Annotated in this window: 15 protein-coding genes; 8 read left to right on the forward strand and 7 right to left on the reverse strand. The window is 45.4% G+C overall.

Annotation, left to right across the window (positions count from 1 at the left end; translation table 11 throughout):
• Nucleotides 1-40 precede the first annotated feature (40 nt).
• From J0L70_RS26445 to J0L70_RS26470, 6 genes are all read right to left on the reverse strand, one after another.
• Entirely contained in the window at nucleotides 41-340 is a 300-nt protein-coding gene (locus J0L70_RS26445; protein ID WP_017289760.1) for a YggT family protein, read from the reverse strand.
• A 102-nt stretch (nucleotides 341-442) separates the two neighbouring features.
• Nucleotides 443-772 (reverse strand): ssl2009 family thylakoid membrane protein, encoded by a 330-nt coding sequence (locus J0L70_RS26450; RefSeq protein ID WP_017289761.1) that lies wholly within the window; start codon nucleotides 770-772, stop codon nucleotides 443-445.
• A gap of 40 nt (nucleotides 773-812) precedes the next feature.
• Nucleotides 813-1,463 (reverse strand): uracil phosphoribosyltransferase, encoded by a 651-nt coding sequence (gene upp, locus J0L70_RS26455; RefSeq protein WP_017289762.1) that lies wholly within the window; start codon nucleotides 1,461-1,463, stop codon nucleotides 813-815.
• A 301-nt stretch (nucleotides 1,464-1,764) separates the two neighbouring features.
• Complete coding sequence (vapC, locus tag J0L70_RS26460; protein ID WP_287456456.1) at nucleotides 1,765-2,160, reverse strand: type II toxin-antitoxin system VapC family toxin; 396 nt, start codon at nucleotides 2,158-2,160, stop codon at nucleotides 1,765-1,767.
• Complete coding sequence (locus J0L70_RS26465; protein WP_017289764.1) at nucleotides 2,157-2,357, reverse strand: type II toxin-antitoxin system VapB family antitoxin; 201 nt, start codon at nucleotides 2,355-2,357, stop codon at nucleotides 2,157-2,159. The genes vapC and J0L70_RS26465 overlap by 4 nt, the downstream gene beginning before the upstream one ends.
• Before the next feature lie 69 nt (nucleotides 2,358-2,426).
• On the reverse strand, nucleotides 2,427-4,295 hold the full coding sequence (locus J0L70_RS26470; protein ID WP_287456457.1) for an NACHT domain-containing protein: 1,869 nt from the start codon (nucleotides 4,293-4,295) through the stop codon (nucleotides 2,427-2,429).
• Nucleotides 4,296-4,822: 527 nt separating this feature from the next.
• Between J0L70_RS26470 and J0L70_RS26475 the strand changes: the two genes are divergently transcribed.
• Nucleotides 4,823-5,083 carry a hypothetical protein gene (locus tag J0L70_RS26475; RefSeq protein ID WP_287456458.1) on the forward strand — a complete coding sequence of 87 codons (261 nt, stop codon included), beginning with the start codon at nucleotides 4,823-4,825 and terminating at the stop codon, nucleotides 5,081-5,083.
• Nucleotides 5,084-5,246: 163 nt separating this feature from the next.
• Here J0L70_RS26475 and J0L70_RS26480 read toward each other — a convergent pair whose 3' ends face one another.
• Complete coding sequence (locus J0L70_RS26480) at nucleotides 5,247-5,873, reverse strand: DUF3611 family protein (protein WP_287456459.1); 627 nt, start codon at nucleotides 5,871-5,873, stop codon at nucleotides 5,247-5,249.
• A 515-nt stretch (nucleotides 5,874-6,388) separates the two neighbouring features.
• Between J0L70_RS26480 and J0L70_RS26485 the strand changes: the two genes are divergently transcribed.
• The 7 genes from J0L70_RS26485 to J0L70_RS26515 all read left to right on the forward strand — a co-directional run bounded on the left by J0L70_RS26485 (nucleotide 6,389) and on the right by J0L70_RS26515 (nucleotide 14,952).
• Nucleotides 6,389-9,787, forward strand: a complete 3,399-nt coding sequence (locus tag J0L70_RS26485) for an ATP-binding protein (RefSeq protein ID WP_287456460.1) — start codon at nucleotides 6,389-6,391, stop codon at nucleotides 9,785-9,787.
• A 347-nt stretch (nucleotides 9,788-10,134) separates the two neighbouring features.
• Entirely contained in the window at nucleotides 10,135-11,046 is a 912-nt protein-coding gene (locus J0L70_RS26490; protein ID WP_017289770.1) for an AraC family transcriptional regulator, read from the forward strand.
• 32 nt (nucleotides 11,047-11,078) lie between these two features.
• A complete protein-coding gene (locus J0L70_RS26495; protein ID WP_287456461.1) occupies nucleotides 11,079-11,996 on the forward strand; it encodes a helix-turn-helix domain-containing protein in 918 nt (305 codons plus the stop codon).
• A 223-nt stretch (nucleotides 11,997-12,219) separates the two neighbouring features.
• Nucleotides 12,220-12,804 carry an AbfB domain-containing protein gene (locus tag J0L70_RS26500; protein ID WP_287456462.1) on the forward strand — a complete coding sequence of 195 codons (585 nt, stop codon included), beginning with the start codon at nucleotides 12,220-12,222 and terminating at the stop codon, nucleotides 12,802-12,804.
• Nucleotides 12,805-12,995: 191 nt separating this feature from the next.
• Nucleotides 12,996-13,913, forward strand: coding sequence for an AbfB domain-containing protein (locus tag J0L70_RS32025; protein ID WP_353736664.1), 918 nt, complete (start codon nucleotides 12,996-12,998; stop codon nucleotides 13,911-13,913).
• Between the two features lie 47 nt (nucleotides 13,914-13,960).
• On the forward strand, nucleotides 13,961-14,509 hold the full coding sequence (locus J0L70_RS26510; RefSeq protein ID WP_017289775.1) for a hypothetical protein: 549 nt from the start codon (nucleotides 13,961-13,963) through the stop codon (nucleotides 14,507-14,509).
• Between the two features lie 116 nt (nucleotides 14,510-14,625).
• Nucleotides 14,626-14,952, forward strand: a complete 327-nt coding sequence (locus tag J0L70_RS26515) for a hypothetical protein (RefSeq protein ID WP_287456464.1) — start codon at nucleotides 14,626-14,628, stop codon at nucleotides 14,950-14,952.
• Nucleotides 14,953-15,074: the final 122 nt, after the last annotated feature.

Below are 15,074 nucleotides of genomic sequence, written 5' to 3' on the forward strand. Positions count from 1 at the left end.
AATTTGGCGATCGCTGAGCAATTCCCTACGAATTAAAGTTCTAGCTAACGAAAACAGGAATACCAGCGAGCACTTGACTCAACAATCCGGGAATGAGTTGCATCGCAAATTGCAGCGCGAAGATTGCCAGAATTGCGGAAAAATCGATTCCACCCAGTGGCGGAATAATTCGACGAAAGATATTCAAATACGGATCGGTCAACTGGCTCAAAATTGCGAACGGTTGGCTATACCAATCGATCGTCGGGAACCAACTGAGCAAAATTCTGATAATCAACAGTGCAAAGTAGATTCCTAAAAACTGTTGAATCGTCGTGATCAAGAGAATAGCTGGATTCATAGCCTTTTCGGTTCCTCTGAATGTAGGGATGGGTGATTCACATTGAGAATAGTTTAAGCGATTTTTTTGCGACTTGTACTCTTGCTCGCAGTACATCCTGCCTTAATCTTCTCGCATCGATCCTTCTCGATCTTGCTCGATTGCGCGTCCATTGACGTTTCCCAACTGCTGACGCACATCATCGATCGCATCATTCAACTGTGCGATTTTATCTTCCAAACTGCGTCGAGCCAATTCGATATTCTGTTCAGCCGATGCCCGCATCCGCCGCTTCGATTTGACTCTCGCATCTGCCAATTCAGGCTTTGTGCCGTCTTCTCCTTCTTCTGCCAAGCGTTGCGAAGTCAGTGCTGCACCAATAATGCCGCCTACCACGCCGCCCACGATCGCGCCGAGGACAAATCCACCGGAAAAATTATCTTGCTGACTCATGGTTGGTCGTCTCTGAACATCTCTCTTATTGTATCGACCTTTACGTTCCGAAAATGCGATCGCCCGCATCCCCCAATCCTGGGACGATAAATCCGCGATCGTTCAACGTTTCGTCAATTCCTGCTGTATAAATCGTCAAACTCGGATAAGCCGTTCCTAATTTCTGCAGCGCTGGCGGAGCGGCAACGACTGCCACGATTCGGACAAGGGCAGGATCGATTCCCCGCTTGGTCAATTCTTCCATTGCGCATACCGAACTGCCACCAGTTGCCAACATTGGGTCAACGATCAAAACGCGCGTTTCAGGATTGAATTGATCCGGCAGTTTATTCAAGTAGCAACTTGCTTCTAGGGTTTCTTCGTTGCGGACAAGTCCTAAATGATAAATCGAGGCTAAAGGCAAAAGCGCCTGTGCGCCATCGAGCAATCCGAGTCCTGCCCGCAAGATCGGTACGACGACGACCGGAACTTCTGGGTTGATAAAGGTGGCAGGACAGGGTGCAAGCGGAGTCTCGATCGTCATGTCTGTCGTGGGCAACCATTCCCGAATTGCTTCATAGGTCAACCAGCGTCCTAATTCTGTAATGGCACTGCGAAAGAGTGCTGAAGGCGTAGAAGCGTCACGAGCAACGCCAAGCCAATGCTTAATTAACGGATGGGGGGGAACGTATACACGCAGTTGCAGAGTCATAAATCGCTCATCAGAATTGAATCTGAACCATCATACTCCTTCTGCTCTAATATTTTCGGTTATTTTAATCCGCAGAAAATCATCGGATCGCGACAAGTTATTGAAATAAATTCTCATTTGTATTGACAAGAGTTTTCAATAAGCCTTATAGTAATTTTCAGTGTTCTCCTCTCTAGAGGATCGGCAGATGGACGTAGAAAACGATGGATTTTTTACGTCCGCTTTTTTTGAAAATTACGATCGAGACTTCAAACACTCAAATTTTTAGATCAAAGCGTTTTGCGATCGCTCAAGTGAGCCATTATTCTAAAAGCTGGATCGGTAAGTAAGTTTGGAAGCTTCTAAAGTCTTGGTCTGTTGTAAAAATAGAATCGTTACGGCGATAAGCAGCAGCACAGATCAGAAAGTCTGTATTCGATCCTTGAATTCCATTGCGGCGACAAGTATTAAAGAATTCAGCAGCGATTTCGTAGTCGTCTTGCACTAGGGTTAAGTCTGGAAACGCTCGAAGATAGTCCCGTAGCCTTGTAAATTGTTCGGCTGTGCGAATTCCGGAGAGAATTTCTTGGCGAATGGCTCCGAGAATGCTGACCTCATCTTCAGCAATGAGAGTGCGAAGTCGATCGACAATTTCAGAATTAGGCGTATTGCGACGCAAAGCCAGCGACCAAATTGAGGTATCTACGATCACGCTCATGAAATTTGGCGTTGCGCTTTGTAGTCGTAGGTTTCGTCGTAATCGATCGTTCCAAATAGATCGATAATTTTGCGACGTTGCCGACGCTGAATATATTCGCGCAAAGCTGTTTCGATGACGGATTCTAGGTTTTGCTGTTCATCGAGTGCCAGTGCTTCTCGAATCAGGGCTTCATCCAAATCAAGCGAGTGAGTCATTGTGAGCAGCGATGTTGTGACTTCTCTATTTTATATTTTATCTGTGTTTCAAGGCTTAGAGTCAGATGATTAGAGTTTTTGAATTTCAGCGATCGGTAACAACAGAGCATCTTCAATTTTTTGTCGCACTTTAGGATTGATGCAGACATCACGATTCAAACAGCGGGCAAGTATCAGATTTGCATCGTAGTAATGCTTCAAAGATTGTTTCTGCTCGTCACTAAACTGTTGAAACTGAAAATCCGCTTCTATTAGATACTGATTAATCTCATCTCGTAGTTCTTGAGTACTTGGAATTAATTTTTTATTGAACCAATGTTGAAGATCTTTTTCAGATATAGAAGATAAACGATTTTGTAATTTGTCTACTTTACTGTGCAGGTTCTCATCTTGAGTTCGACTTTGAATATCAGCAAGGATGAGAGCGAGGCTACTGTAAGCATCGCGAATAGAATTCACTATATCTCCATTCTCAATACTACGAGCAAAGTTAAGATCAATGTGAAACTTCTCTTCGACTGTACTATCAAGAACACACGCAAGTTCAAAATGGATAACGAAAACAGTTTCTAGAACAATAGCTAAGACAAGTCCATAAAGGAGTGCCCGGCCAGCAGCAGCATTACAGTTAAACTCATTCTTGTCTAAATAGTATTGTTTACTTATCCATAGTAAAAGTTGCTGAAGCTGCTCATCTCCTAGCAAAAGACTATCAATCTTTTGTTTCATAATTACTGCTAAATCTTCGCTGTTTGGTCTCAAATCTACGACTAACAAAAAGACCTCGTGCCATCGTTTATCTGTAATGTGCTCTACCAATTCTTTATAATTTTCTTGATGCACTATTTCTCTAGCCGTGAAGTATTCGTGAAAAGTTAAATGTGAAAAAGAATAGCGTTCTCTTGCTCGTTCTACAAATAATCCATGCTGAGCTTCAATTGACTTCAATACTGCTTCACTATCTAACTCTAATTCCTGCGCGTCTGTACTTGCTCCCGGCAAATTCTCAATAAATTCGCGAATCTGTCTTTCTAAATCTTTCTGCTTAAAAAAGTAGTCTCCAGTTTTAAAAGTACGATATGCAATTTGGCTCAACAAATCTTCTTTGCGCTTCAAAGAGAGCTTCTTATAGATTTGATCGCGCTCAATATTGCGCTTAACATCCCACTTTTTCAGGAGTACATCTACGCTGTTCTGATAAAGTTCTGAGCGATTTGCTGGAAAATCGCCCGAATCTTCAAATACAAGACACAAAAGCATTAGCAAGAGTGGACTGGTGGCAAGTTCTTGGATGGGGGGATGTGCTTTTAACAGTTGGAGAAAGCGTTCTCTCTTTATCTCATCTTCTCGACTGCGAAACCACTTTCTAGCAAAATCGGCAATTTGATCATTATCAAAATCAGTCACCTCGACTTCTGTAAATTGCTCAAACGTATATTCACAAGCAGCAATTCGACAGGTCATAACAAATTGATTGCGATAGTAGCGCTCTGAAAACTTGTGAATCTGTCGTAGAACATGAGAAATATCAGTTTCCCGAACTTCATCCAAACCATCGAGAAGAATTAGCGCATTTCCACGATCGAGCAATTCTCGAATTGCTTCTGTCTCATCACATTCGAGATACAAACCAATATATTCAATTAGATCAGGACGTTCTTTAGACTCAGCAAACTCTTTTAAGGTAATAAAAATTGGGACTTGCTGCGGTTGAAACCTTCCACTGATACACTGGATTGCCAAATGTTTAAGAAACGTAGTTTTGCCTGCCCCAGGCTTTCCTAAAATCATTAGTGTGCTATGTTTCTCAACTGCTTTTAACCCCAGAATTGGTTTGCCTTTCACTGCTACCAAGTTAAACCTTTCTATGTTCTCTGCTGAGCCAGTTTGCAACAGTTCTGATGGCTCTAACCCTCTGTTTCCAGTAATTTTCTCCAAGATGTTGACGCTAGTGTAAATGTCATCCAAGCCGATCGGTTGCGACATATCCAATACGCGCATCGTGCCGCAGCGTTTTTGCAAATGTGGTCTGATGCGATCGCGAAACTTCTGCACCAAATCCATCGAAGCGTCGATCTTCACATCTGGAGATTGAGCAGCAATTCCCGCAATTTCTTCCCAATTCAAGTCAAGCTTCTCGCAAAGTTTGACGAAAATCCGTCGATCGACCTTTTCTCCTCGACAAAACTTCTTCGAGGTCGCTGACGAACAATCTTCTCCTGCCAATTTCTCTTGACTTAATCCTTGATGAGTCAGTGCATGAGCAATTTGCTCAACTCCTGTTGGACATGCTTGAAGCGATCGACTTGCCATACTCTCTCACCAGCACAATGCCACAATTTTACACATCTCATTCAAAGTTATCCGCAAGTCAACCCAAACTCATCCAGACGATAACCCTTGTAGAGCCTGAACTTCAAATCGATCTCGCTGATAGTAACAGTGTTAGTTACAAACTGATGATTATGCACAAATCGACACCTTCTCTCTTTCAGCAGGTTTTCTTCACCGTCGTTGCGTTCACGCTGCTATCCGGTGGCGGAGCGATTAGCATCGCGAGTCAACCCGAACTCACTCCAGAACAATCTCGTATTCTCGAAACGCTTGACACAACTTGGAAGATTGGCATCGGCACAATTTTTGGACTGCTTGGTAGTCAAACACCAACATTGCTCAATCCAAAACATGAGACAGATGAGGATGAGGCAAATGAATCACATTCTTAGTCTGTCTTTGCTCTAGAGAATCGCAAACGGGCGCAGGAATGGGTAGATTTCTTGCGTCCTCTTTTTTGAGAACTACAATCGAGACTGCAAATGCTTAGATATCTGGATCAAAGCGATTTACGATCGCTCAGTCAATTTTTACTCTAACGATCGTCCGAATCAACTACTGGCGATGGAGCCAGTTTGCTGTGGCGACAGATGCGATCGTGCCGAGAAAATGTGCGCTGATTCCAATCATATTTGCCATTGCAACGAGCACATCTAAGGGGCGGATGATGCGAGTGGGATCATAGATGGCGACTCCTTGTGGTTGAGCGATCGATTTAGAGAGTAAGACTCCCATTGCTGCACCTCCGCCGAGAATTGTAAGCCCCATGCCAATAAATCCCGCAATGATTCCAATTCGCAGAATTCGCATTACTTCACTTTTTTTGGGATGAAGTTCTGGGTTTGGATTGCGAAGGCGACGCGCGAAACGAAGTTGACGGAATGCAAGATAAGCCGTAAACAGCAACGCGATGATGCCACAGACCGCCCAAAATATGCCAATGCCTAGTCCAGGAGTCGTTGCATTCTGAAAACCTCTGCCGATAGCTATCCCTGGGACAGCAGGAGCAACAGCTTGATTAAAATTCCGTCCAGCGATCGCAAATAGCAGCATCACGCCAGCCACAATGCCAAACCCAAGCTGTGTGATAATGCCGACCCAGCCAATTAAACGAAGGATCTTACCAATTTGCTCTAACTTATGAGAGAGGGAGTCATGGTCGATCGCGGTTGGAGTTTGCATTTTCATCCTCCTCGAAATGTGTGCTATCCGCAAACATAATTCAAACTCAAACAACAAACGACCTTCCCTAGCCCGATATTCAATGGCTTAATTCTCAAAGCTAGTCCAGTCCGTAGTGATTCTCATGGATGCTTCATCTAACTCAAGTTAGATTGATCAAGCAACAGGAACTAGCTTAAAAATGCTATATCATCATCTCAATAAAAAGCCTGGGTCAGATTTCACAGTCGGAAAACGCTACCTGAGATGGCTTTGCGTGCCTCGAATAAGTTCTGCTAGCTCTGCTTCTCTCGTTGGATAGATGACTACTTCTGCCATTTGGTAGAAGTTAAGAGAGATGCTTTTTCTGTCTGATACCATTTTTTTATCACTATGCAAGTTGCCCGACTTCATCAAATCAATTTTTTAAAACAGCCCGACATCAATTCTTTCAATCGTCAACAGTCGCAGTTTACAGAACTGGCTCAAGAGCAATTTACTGATGTTGAGGGGGGCAAAATCTTGCAGAAGAGTGTATGAACCAACAGATCGACCCTCACCACGATCACTCTTCTCCAGAACAAGCGCAACTGATGCTCATTGAGCAAAATCGGCTCTTAAAGTTAGTTGCATCCGGTCAGCCGTTGGAAACTTGTCTGACTGAGGTTTGTCACTCGATCGCTCAACTTAATCCTGGGACTCACGCTTGTTTTTTGATTGCCGATGCACAACGGGTGTCTTTTTTGCAGGTGATTGCGCCCAGCCTGCCTGCTGCGTTTCGGCAAAGACTCGAAGGTGCTCTGATCAATGAATTCTGTATTGGAAGCTTCGGCGACGCGATGTATCGAGGTCAGCCCGTTTCCTGTCCTGAAATTGCCAATGACGATCGCTGGTCTTCGGAATGGCGATCGCTCTGTGTTGCTCACAATATCCTGGCGTGTCATTCTGAACCTCTCATAGGTCTCAAGCATCTACCGTTCGGGTTGCTGATGTTATGTTTTGAACAAGCACGGATGCGAACAGATTGGGAGTTTCAACTTGCCCAGTTTGGTACTCAGATTGCGAGTATCGTATTTGAGCGAGATCGAACCGACCTTGTTTGTCAAGACCGGGAAAAACAGTATCGCACGCTGTTTGAATCGATCGATGAGGGCTTCTGCATTTGCGAACTGCTGTTGAATCAGAATGGTGAACCTCAGGACTATCGACTTCTAGAAGTCAATTCTGCTTTTGAGAAATTAACAGGGCTAGAGCAAGCGACAGGGAAAACGGCACGAGAACTGGTTCCCAATCTTGAGGATTTTTGGTTAGAGACTTATGCTCAAGTTGTCCAGACAGGCAAGTCGATTCGATTTGAGCAGGAATCGATCGCGCTCGGTCATTGGTTTGATGTTAACGCTTTTCGCATCGGTGAGCCACAGCGCCATCAGTTCGCGTTGTTGTTTACGAACGTTACTGAGCGCAAACAGGCCGAAAGACTTGCACGTCAAGCGACCGAAATCGAGACATTTCGGGTGTCCTTAGTCGATGCGCTCCGTCCGCTTGCGCATCCAGTTGAAGTTCAGGCAACAGCGAGCCGAATGCTGGGTGAATATTTGAATGTCACTCGCGTCGTGTACTTCGAGGTTCAAGGCGCAGATTATGTCGTTGAGCGCGATTACGTGAATGGTGCAGATGCGCTGGCAGGTAGATACGCGATCGAATCATTTGGAGAAAAGGTACTCAAGGCTTATCGTGCTGGGCAGACAACTTCTGCATCTGACGTGACCACCGATCCAAATTTGTCTCCAGAGCAGCACTCCGCGTATGCCGCGATTCAGATCAAGGCTCATATTGGCATACCGCTGATCAAAAATGGTGAGTTTGTAGCAGGGCTGGCAGTGCATAACGCTACTCCGCGAGTGTGGTTGCCCCAGGAAATTGCTCTAGCCGAAGAAGTTGCTGAGCGGACTTGGGCGGCGGTTGAACGTGCGAGTGCTGAAGCTGCCTTGCGTAATGCACATAAGCAACTAGAATCTGCTTTGGCGGCGGGAGCCGTTTATACCTGGCGCTGGAACATTCCTGCTTATCGAGTCATCATCGATGCGAAGTTTGCCCGATTGCTTGACATTGATGCTGCTGTAGCTACCACTGAAGGACTCCCGATTGAAACGTTCATCAACTGGATGCATCCCGACGATCGCGTTCTTGGCTTCGCTGCCCTTCAGCAGGCAATCACAACGGGCGAAGCGTACACCTCTGAATATCGCGTTCAGCTTGCCACCGGAGAGAAACGGTGGTTCACAGCGCGCGGTCAGGTTGAGTATGATGCTACAGGCAATCCCATTGCATTACTTGGCGCACTTGCCGATATGACGGTTGCGAAGCGTCTTGAAGAGAGCCGCAGACGGGCAGAAGAAGACCGCGATCGCTTCTTTCAATTGTCTCAAGACATGCTAGCGATTGTGCATATGGACGGGTACTTTCTCCAGACGAATCCAGCCTGGGAAACCACGCTCGGCTATACGTTACCAGAGCTAACTGCTCAGCCTTACATTGAGTTTGTGCATCCTGACGATCGCGCGGCAACTGTGGCTGCAGCAGACCTCATTGCTCAAGGAATTCCACTGCATGAGTTTGAAAATCGGTATCGTGCTCGAAATGGCTCTTACCGTTGGATATCCTGGAGCGTTGCTCCCTTTATCGAGCAAAAGCTCATGTACTGTGTGGCGCGGGATATGACGGATCGTAAATCAGCCGAAGTAGAACGCGAACAATTACTTCAGCAAACTCAAGTTGCGAAGGAAGCTGCTGAAACTGCAAACCGGATTAAAGATGAATTTCTTGCGGTTCTATCTCACGAACTACGATCGCCGCTGAATCCGATTTTGGGCTGGACGAGGATGCTACAAACTGGCAGATTAAATGCGCCTCAAACGCAGCAAGCGTTAGCCACGATCGAGCGGAATGCCACACTGCAAGCTCAATTGATTGAGGATCTACTTGATATCTCCCGAATTTTACGCGGCAAACTCGTCTTAAATGTTGTTTCTGTTGATTTAGCAAGTATTATTCGAGCCGCGCTGGAAACAATTCGATTAGCCGCAGAAGCAAAAAATATTCAGATCCAGACAATGTTTGAGGGAACAAGATGGCGAGTTTCTGGGGATGTTGCTCGGCTCCAACAAGTGGTTTGGAATCTTTTGTCGAATGCGGTGAAGTTTACGCCTGAGCAAGGACGAGTTGAAATTCGCTTAAGCGAAGTTGGGCATCACGCGCAAATCGAAGTCAGTGATACCGGGAAAGGCATTTCTGCGGAGTTCTTGCCTTATGTGTTTGAGCGGTTTCGGCAAGAAGATGGCTCGACAACGCGCCAGTTTGGCGGATTGGGTTTAGGGCTTGCGATCGTACAGCAAATTGTCGAATTGCATGGTGGAACTGTCAACGTTAGTAGTCCTGGAGAACATCAAGGAGCAACGTTTACGGTTACGCTGCCCTTGGAGCAGATCGAATCGCCAAGCTTGCCCAATTCAGATGAATTGTTTGCTATCGCCCATGCTTCTCTGGTCGGTATCCATGTGCTGATTGTGGATGATGAGCCAGATGCGCGCGATTTTCAGGCGTTTGTGTTGGAGCAACGAGGAGCGAATGTAACCGTTGTAGACTCTGCGATCGCGGCTCTACAACAATTGAATCAAGTCATGCCTGACGTTCTTCTCAGTGATATTGGTATGCCCAATATGGATGGGTATACGCTGATGCAACTGATCCGATCGCGTCCTCCGGAGCAGGGAGGGATGATTCCAGCGATCGCGCTTACAGCCTATGTCGGAGAATTGAATCAGCGAAAAGCAATTGAATCTGGGTTTCAGAAACATTTTGCAAAGCCAGTCGCGCCAGATTTATTAATTCAAGCGATCGCTGATTTAGTCAACATCTCCAACTCTTCTGCTTAGCAAAGCACACCACTATTGGTGATGAAAAAGCTGTTCGTATCTGCTCAACTTGATTGTTAGCTAGCTCTGCTGAAAGTCTTTGATTCGTCCTGGAAGATTGTAGATAGCTCAAAAATACGCAGAACGTGATAAGTGAGAACATTAGTTGAAGCGCGAGAGATTGGTGCGCGAGAGGTTGGTACGCGAGGGATTTTAGACCAACATTACAAGTTTTGCAACATTTTTGTCATCAATGTAAAGTTGAATAGGATAGTAATATAGTCTGAGCAATTTTAGGTTAAAGGAGAAACGGGATCGCATCGGTGAGAGGGCGTTGATCAGCTATCAACTATTACCTGGAGATGATAATGTCTGTAAAGCAACCTTTGGTTATTGACTATGTGGATCTGCCTAAGTCTTTGCCCAATCCGCCACTTTTAACCAGTTTTCAAGCAGGTTGGAATAACATTCAACTTGCCCATTACTGCCAACCGTCGATCGATTTGCCTGAAGCATCAAGCTCTCAGCACATGATTTTTATTGTACTCGGACATCAAGCATGTGATTGGGAATTTAGCTCAGAGGGTCGTTTTCAAACAATTTCATATCGAGAAAAAGACCTTGCAGGTGGTTGTATTGAAATCGTTCCTGCTGATCTATCTTATGGAGCGCGTTCTATTTCGATTGTGCAATCAATCGAGTGGATTCACTGCTATCTAGAACCAACATTTCTAGCTCAGATTGCCCATGATTCGGTAAACCCTGATCTCGTCGAACTGGTGCTGACATGGAAAAAAACTGACTTATTGATTCACCAGATGGGACTAGCACTCAGGGCAAGTTTAGAAGAGGATGGAGCAGGCAGTCGTTTCTATGCCGATTCAATAGTAACGGCAATGGCGGCTCATCTATTGCGCAATTATTCCACCCGAAAGCATTGTTTTCGAGACTATGAGGATGGGTTGTCGAAACAAAAGCTGAGGCAAGCGATCGAGTATATCGAGGCACATTTGGGCGAAGATATCTCTCTGAGTGACATTGCAACTGAACTGGGAATAAGCCAGTACTATTTTTGTCATCTGTTTAAGCGATCGACAGGCATTTCACCGCATCAATTCTTAATTCGTCAGCGAGTCGAACGAGCAAAGCGTTTACTCAAGCAGTCAGAACGAACGATTACATCCGTTGCACTAGAGTGCGGCTTTGCGAATCAAAGTCATTTTGCCCGGTGTTTTCGTCAATGCATTGGGGTGAATCCGAATCAGTTTCGCAAGTCATAGCATCATCAACTTCTACTTAAAGGAGACTGGTAATGTCTGCAAATCAACATTTGGCGACTGACTATGAGAATTTGCCCAAGTTTTTTCCCAATCCACCTCTGCTAACCAGTTTTCAAGCGGGTTGGAGTAGCATTCAACTTGCCCATTACTGCCAACCATCGATTGATATCCCTGAAGTATCCAACCCTCAGCACTCCATCGCTATTTCACTGGGACATCAACATCAAGGATGTGATCTGGAATTTGTTTCAGAGGGGCGTTTACAGACGATCTCCTATCATGAAAAAGATTTTGCAAGGGGTTTTATTGAGATCGTTCCCGCTAACTCACCTTGCGGAATCCGTTCGATTTCGACAACTCAATCAATTGAGTGGATTAACTGCTATCTAGAACCGACATTTCTCGCTCAGATTGCTTATGAATCAGTTAATCCTGATCGAGTCGAGTTGTTGCTGACACGGAAAAAAGGCGATGCCTTAATCCATCAGATTGGTCTAGCACTCAGGGCAAGTTTAGAAACGGTCGGGGTTGGCAGTCGTTTATACGCCGATTCAATGGCAACAGCAATGGCGGCTCATCTAATCCATTATTACTCTACTCGCAAGCATTTCTTTCGAAAACATGAAGATGGGCTATCGAAACAAAAGCTGAGGCAAGCGATCGAGTACATTCAGGCACATTTGGGCGAAGATATTTCTCTGATTGACATTGCAACTGAACTGGGAATGAGCCAGTACTATCTTTGTCATCTATTCAAGCGATCGACAGGCATCTCACCCCATCAATTCCTGATTCATCAACGAGTCGAACGAGCAAGGCTTCTGCTCAAGCAACCAGAACGAACCGTTCTATCAGTTGCACTAGAGTGCGGCTTTGCGAATCAAAGTCATTTTGCCCGGTGTTTTCGTCAATGCACTGGAGTGAATCCAAACCAGTTTCGTAAGTTATAGCAAGATTATGTTCTAAGTTCGCAAGAAAAGGTGCGACTTCATTGAAGGGATTGGCTAAAGTGATTGCAATAGGGGAAGCAACTTAAATAGCTTACCACCTATATCAAGGCGATCACTTGTTTAAGGATGCTATTAATCTGGCAATGCTAAGTTGCGAAAAGGAGTCCAGAATTTTTAGGGGTTCCAGTTTCAAAAGTGCAAAGTCTACTGTTAAGGAAACGTTATGTACTTGAACTCTATTCTAAAAGGTCTGATTGTAGGTTCAGCAATGTCCTTACCGTTGCTCCTGCCAAAGCTGAGCTATGCCCAACCAGCCCAGCAGCTTAGTTCTTTCAGCTCGTTAAACTATCCTGATCGTTACATTCGCCATCAATCCTTCTTGATTTACATTGCTCCAATTGTTGCAAGTGACAAACTGGGCAGAGAAGATGCAACGTTTCGACTTATTCCAGGACTAGCAGGCAGATGTCGATCGTTTGAATCTGTCAACTATCCAGGTCACTTTTTGAGACACCAGAATTATCGATTGAAGCTGACAAAGCAGACTGATGATCAGCTTTTCAAGGAAGATGCTACGTTTTGCATTGTACCGGGGCTTGCCAATTCTGAAGCTTACTCATTTGAATCTGTTAATTTTCCCAAGCACTACATACGGCATTCCAACTTTGAACTTTGGCTGGTTAAATCTGACGAAAGTCGATTGTTTAAGCAGGATGCAACATTCTTCATCTCACGTCCTCTGACGATGTATCCTCCTTCAGTACCAATTGACCCAGGAACCAACCTTATTCCAGCGGAGCCAGAATAGCCCCAATTCTCTAAAGTAGGCTAAAAAAGCCAAGTTTGATGAACAGCAACTGTGCCTAACTAAGCGCTGTAGAGAGAAGCCGCAAAAAGTACAGTGCCCTTTAGCTTAGTTGGTTAAGTGAGAGATATATCGTTACGAACTGGTTATCGTCTTTAAAACCCGGCATGAAGAAATTTGGGGGGAAATACGCGATGTCAAACTATTGTCATTTCTACTGCATTGTTTCTATTAAATTCATTGCGATTCTGGCTGCCTCGGTTGCAATCCCCTCAACCTCGGCGATCGCACAAGAATGCAACAGCGTATCACTCTGGGAGCAAAACTCCTTTTCCTCGTTAAACTTTTCTGAGCGTTACATTAGACATTCGAGTTTTCTTGGGTACCTTTCCGACCCAAGATTACCTAACCCGAACACCAAAGTTGAGTTTGAAGACGCGACCTTTGACGTTCTGCCAGGTTTCTCATGTCGGCAGAACATCCCAAGTGTATCAATCAGATCGAGAAACTATCCAAAACGCTGGATGCGTCACTCGTTCTGGCGTATTCGTTTCGACGAATATGATCAAGGTGCACAACCATCGGATCTATTTAAAAAAGACGCATCCTTCGAGATGGTAGTACCAGGCTTAGCAGGACAATGCGTTTCGTTCAGATCTGTCAATTATCCCGATCGATATATCAGACACCGCAACTTCGAGTTGTGGTTGGACGTTCTGGAGAACACGGATCTCTTCCGTCGCGACGCGACGTTCTGCAAGCAGCCTCCACGCGCGGGATATTACCGGGCAACGGACGAATCCTCGAAACCGCCTGACACGCCACCAACTATTCCAACTATTTCAGTCTCCTTGCCTCAGTCCCAAACCTTTCTCGTACAAGGCTCTGGGTTCTTGCCAGGAAAGCAAGTTGCGATCAGAATCGCAGATGACGCACTTAACCCTAATCTGTTCTACTACACGACAGCAACCGCGAATGGGTCGATCAATATGACGCTGTCTATCCCGTGCAGTCCAAGTCGGCTGTATTTCTCCGCAAATGATGGTCGTCAAAATTCCAGCGATCGCACGGGCATGTTATGGAGCAATACTGTGACGCTTTCCTGTCAATGAGGTGCAGCGATCGTGGAAGAGTCTCAACATTCATTTGGGAGTTCGTTATGTTATCTAGAAATTTACAGGTATCGAAGCGCCGATTGTTGTTATTTGCTGGAAGCGTATTCATTGTTCAATCGATCCGCCCACTGAACAAGGCGATCGCGAGTCTCAGCGTCAGCCAAGATCGACCCTACTGGCGCTTCTGCAATAAGTGCTACGTGATGTTCTACACCGATGCCGAAACGAATAGCTGTGCAGCGGGTGGAACCCATTCAGCACAAGGTTATAAATTCCGCCTGCCCTTTGGCGGCTCAGAAACACCAACCAGACAAAGAAGTTGGCGTTGCTGTAAAAAATGTCAAGCGATGTTTTTCAATGGCTATTCAAGAAAAGGGATCTGTCCGGCAGGTGGAGGTCATGTGGCAGATCAGACGTTTGCTTATGTTCTCCCGCATGACGTTCCAGGCACACCCACAGCGCAGACAGATTGGAGATTCTGTAATAAATGTCATGCCATGTTTTTCGACGGATACTCCGATAAGGGACAGTGTGCAGCAGGTGAAAGTCATGTGGCACAAGGATACAATTTCGTCCTACCGCACTCACGTTAGGCAATACATATTCAGCACTGTTACTCCACATTCCCAGATGCCTCTATAAGCGTATACAGACGCACTAATCAAATCATTTGCTAGCTCACAATTGTCAAGGAGTTGAGTGATACCTTATGTCTAGAAGAGTGAGTTTTAGAATTGCGTCACGCTTCTCGGTTGCCGTCAGGCTCAGTCTTGCCTTTGCGTCTACGCTTTTCGTTGTGGCTGATCCGTTGGAAGTACAAGGTCAAATTCTCCGACCAAAAGTGCCTATCCCTCGTGAATTAATTACTCTCCCAGAGTACATGCGACCTGGGCAGCATACGTTATCGCTTGATGTCGCACAAAGTCTCTCACGAGCTATTGATAAACGATACAAAGATGTGCCAGTTATCGGACTACTCATTGGGCGTGGTGTAACTTGCGTACCTATAGGCAAATTTCCAGGTCATCTCTGGTAGTGTTCTAGATATGTGGATATATGGCAGAATGAAAACGATGTGTTAGAGGGCTGAGTCGAGATGGTCCTAGAACCTGTTCAATGTCCCGATTGCCAGAGTGTGGATGTCGTTAAGCATGGTCG

It is taken from the genome of Leptolyngbya sp. UWPOB_LEPTO1, from assembly GCF_017302695.1.
GTDB lineage: Bacteria > Cyanobacteriota > Cyanobacteriia > Leptolyngbyales > Leptolyngbyaceae > Leptolyngbya > Leptolyngbya boryana.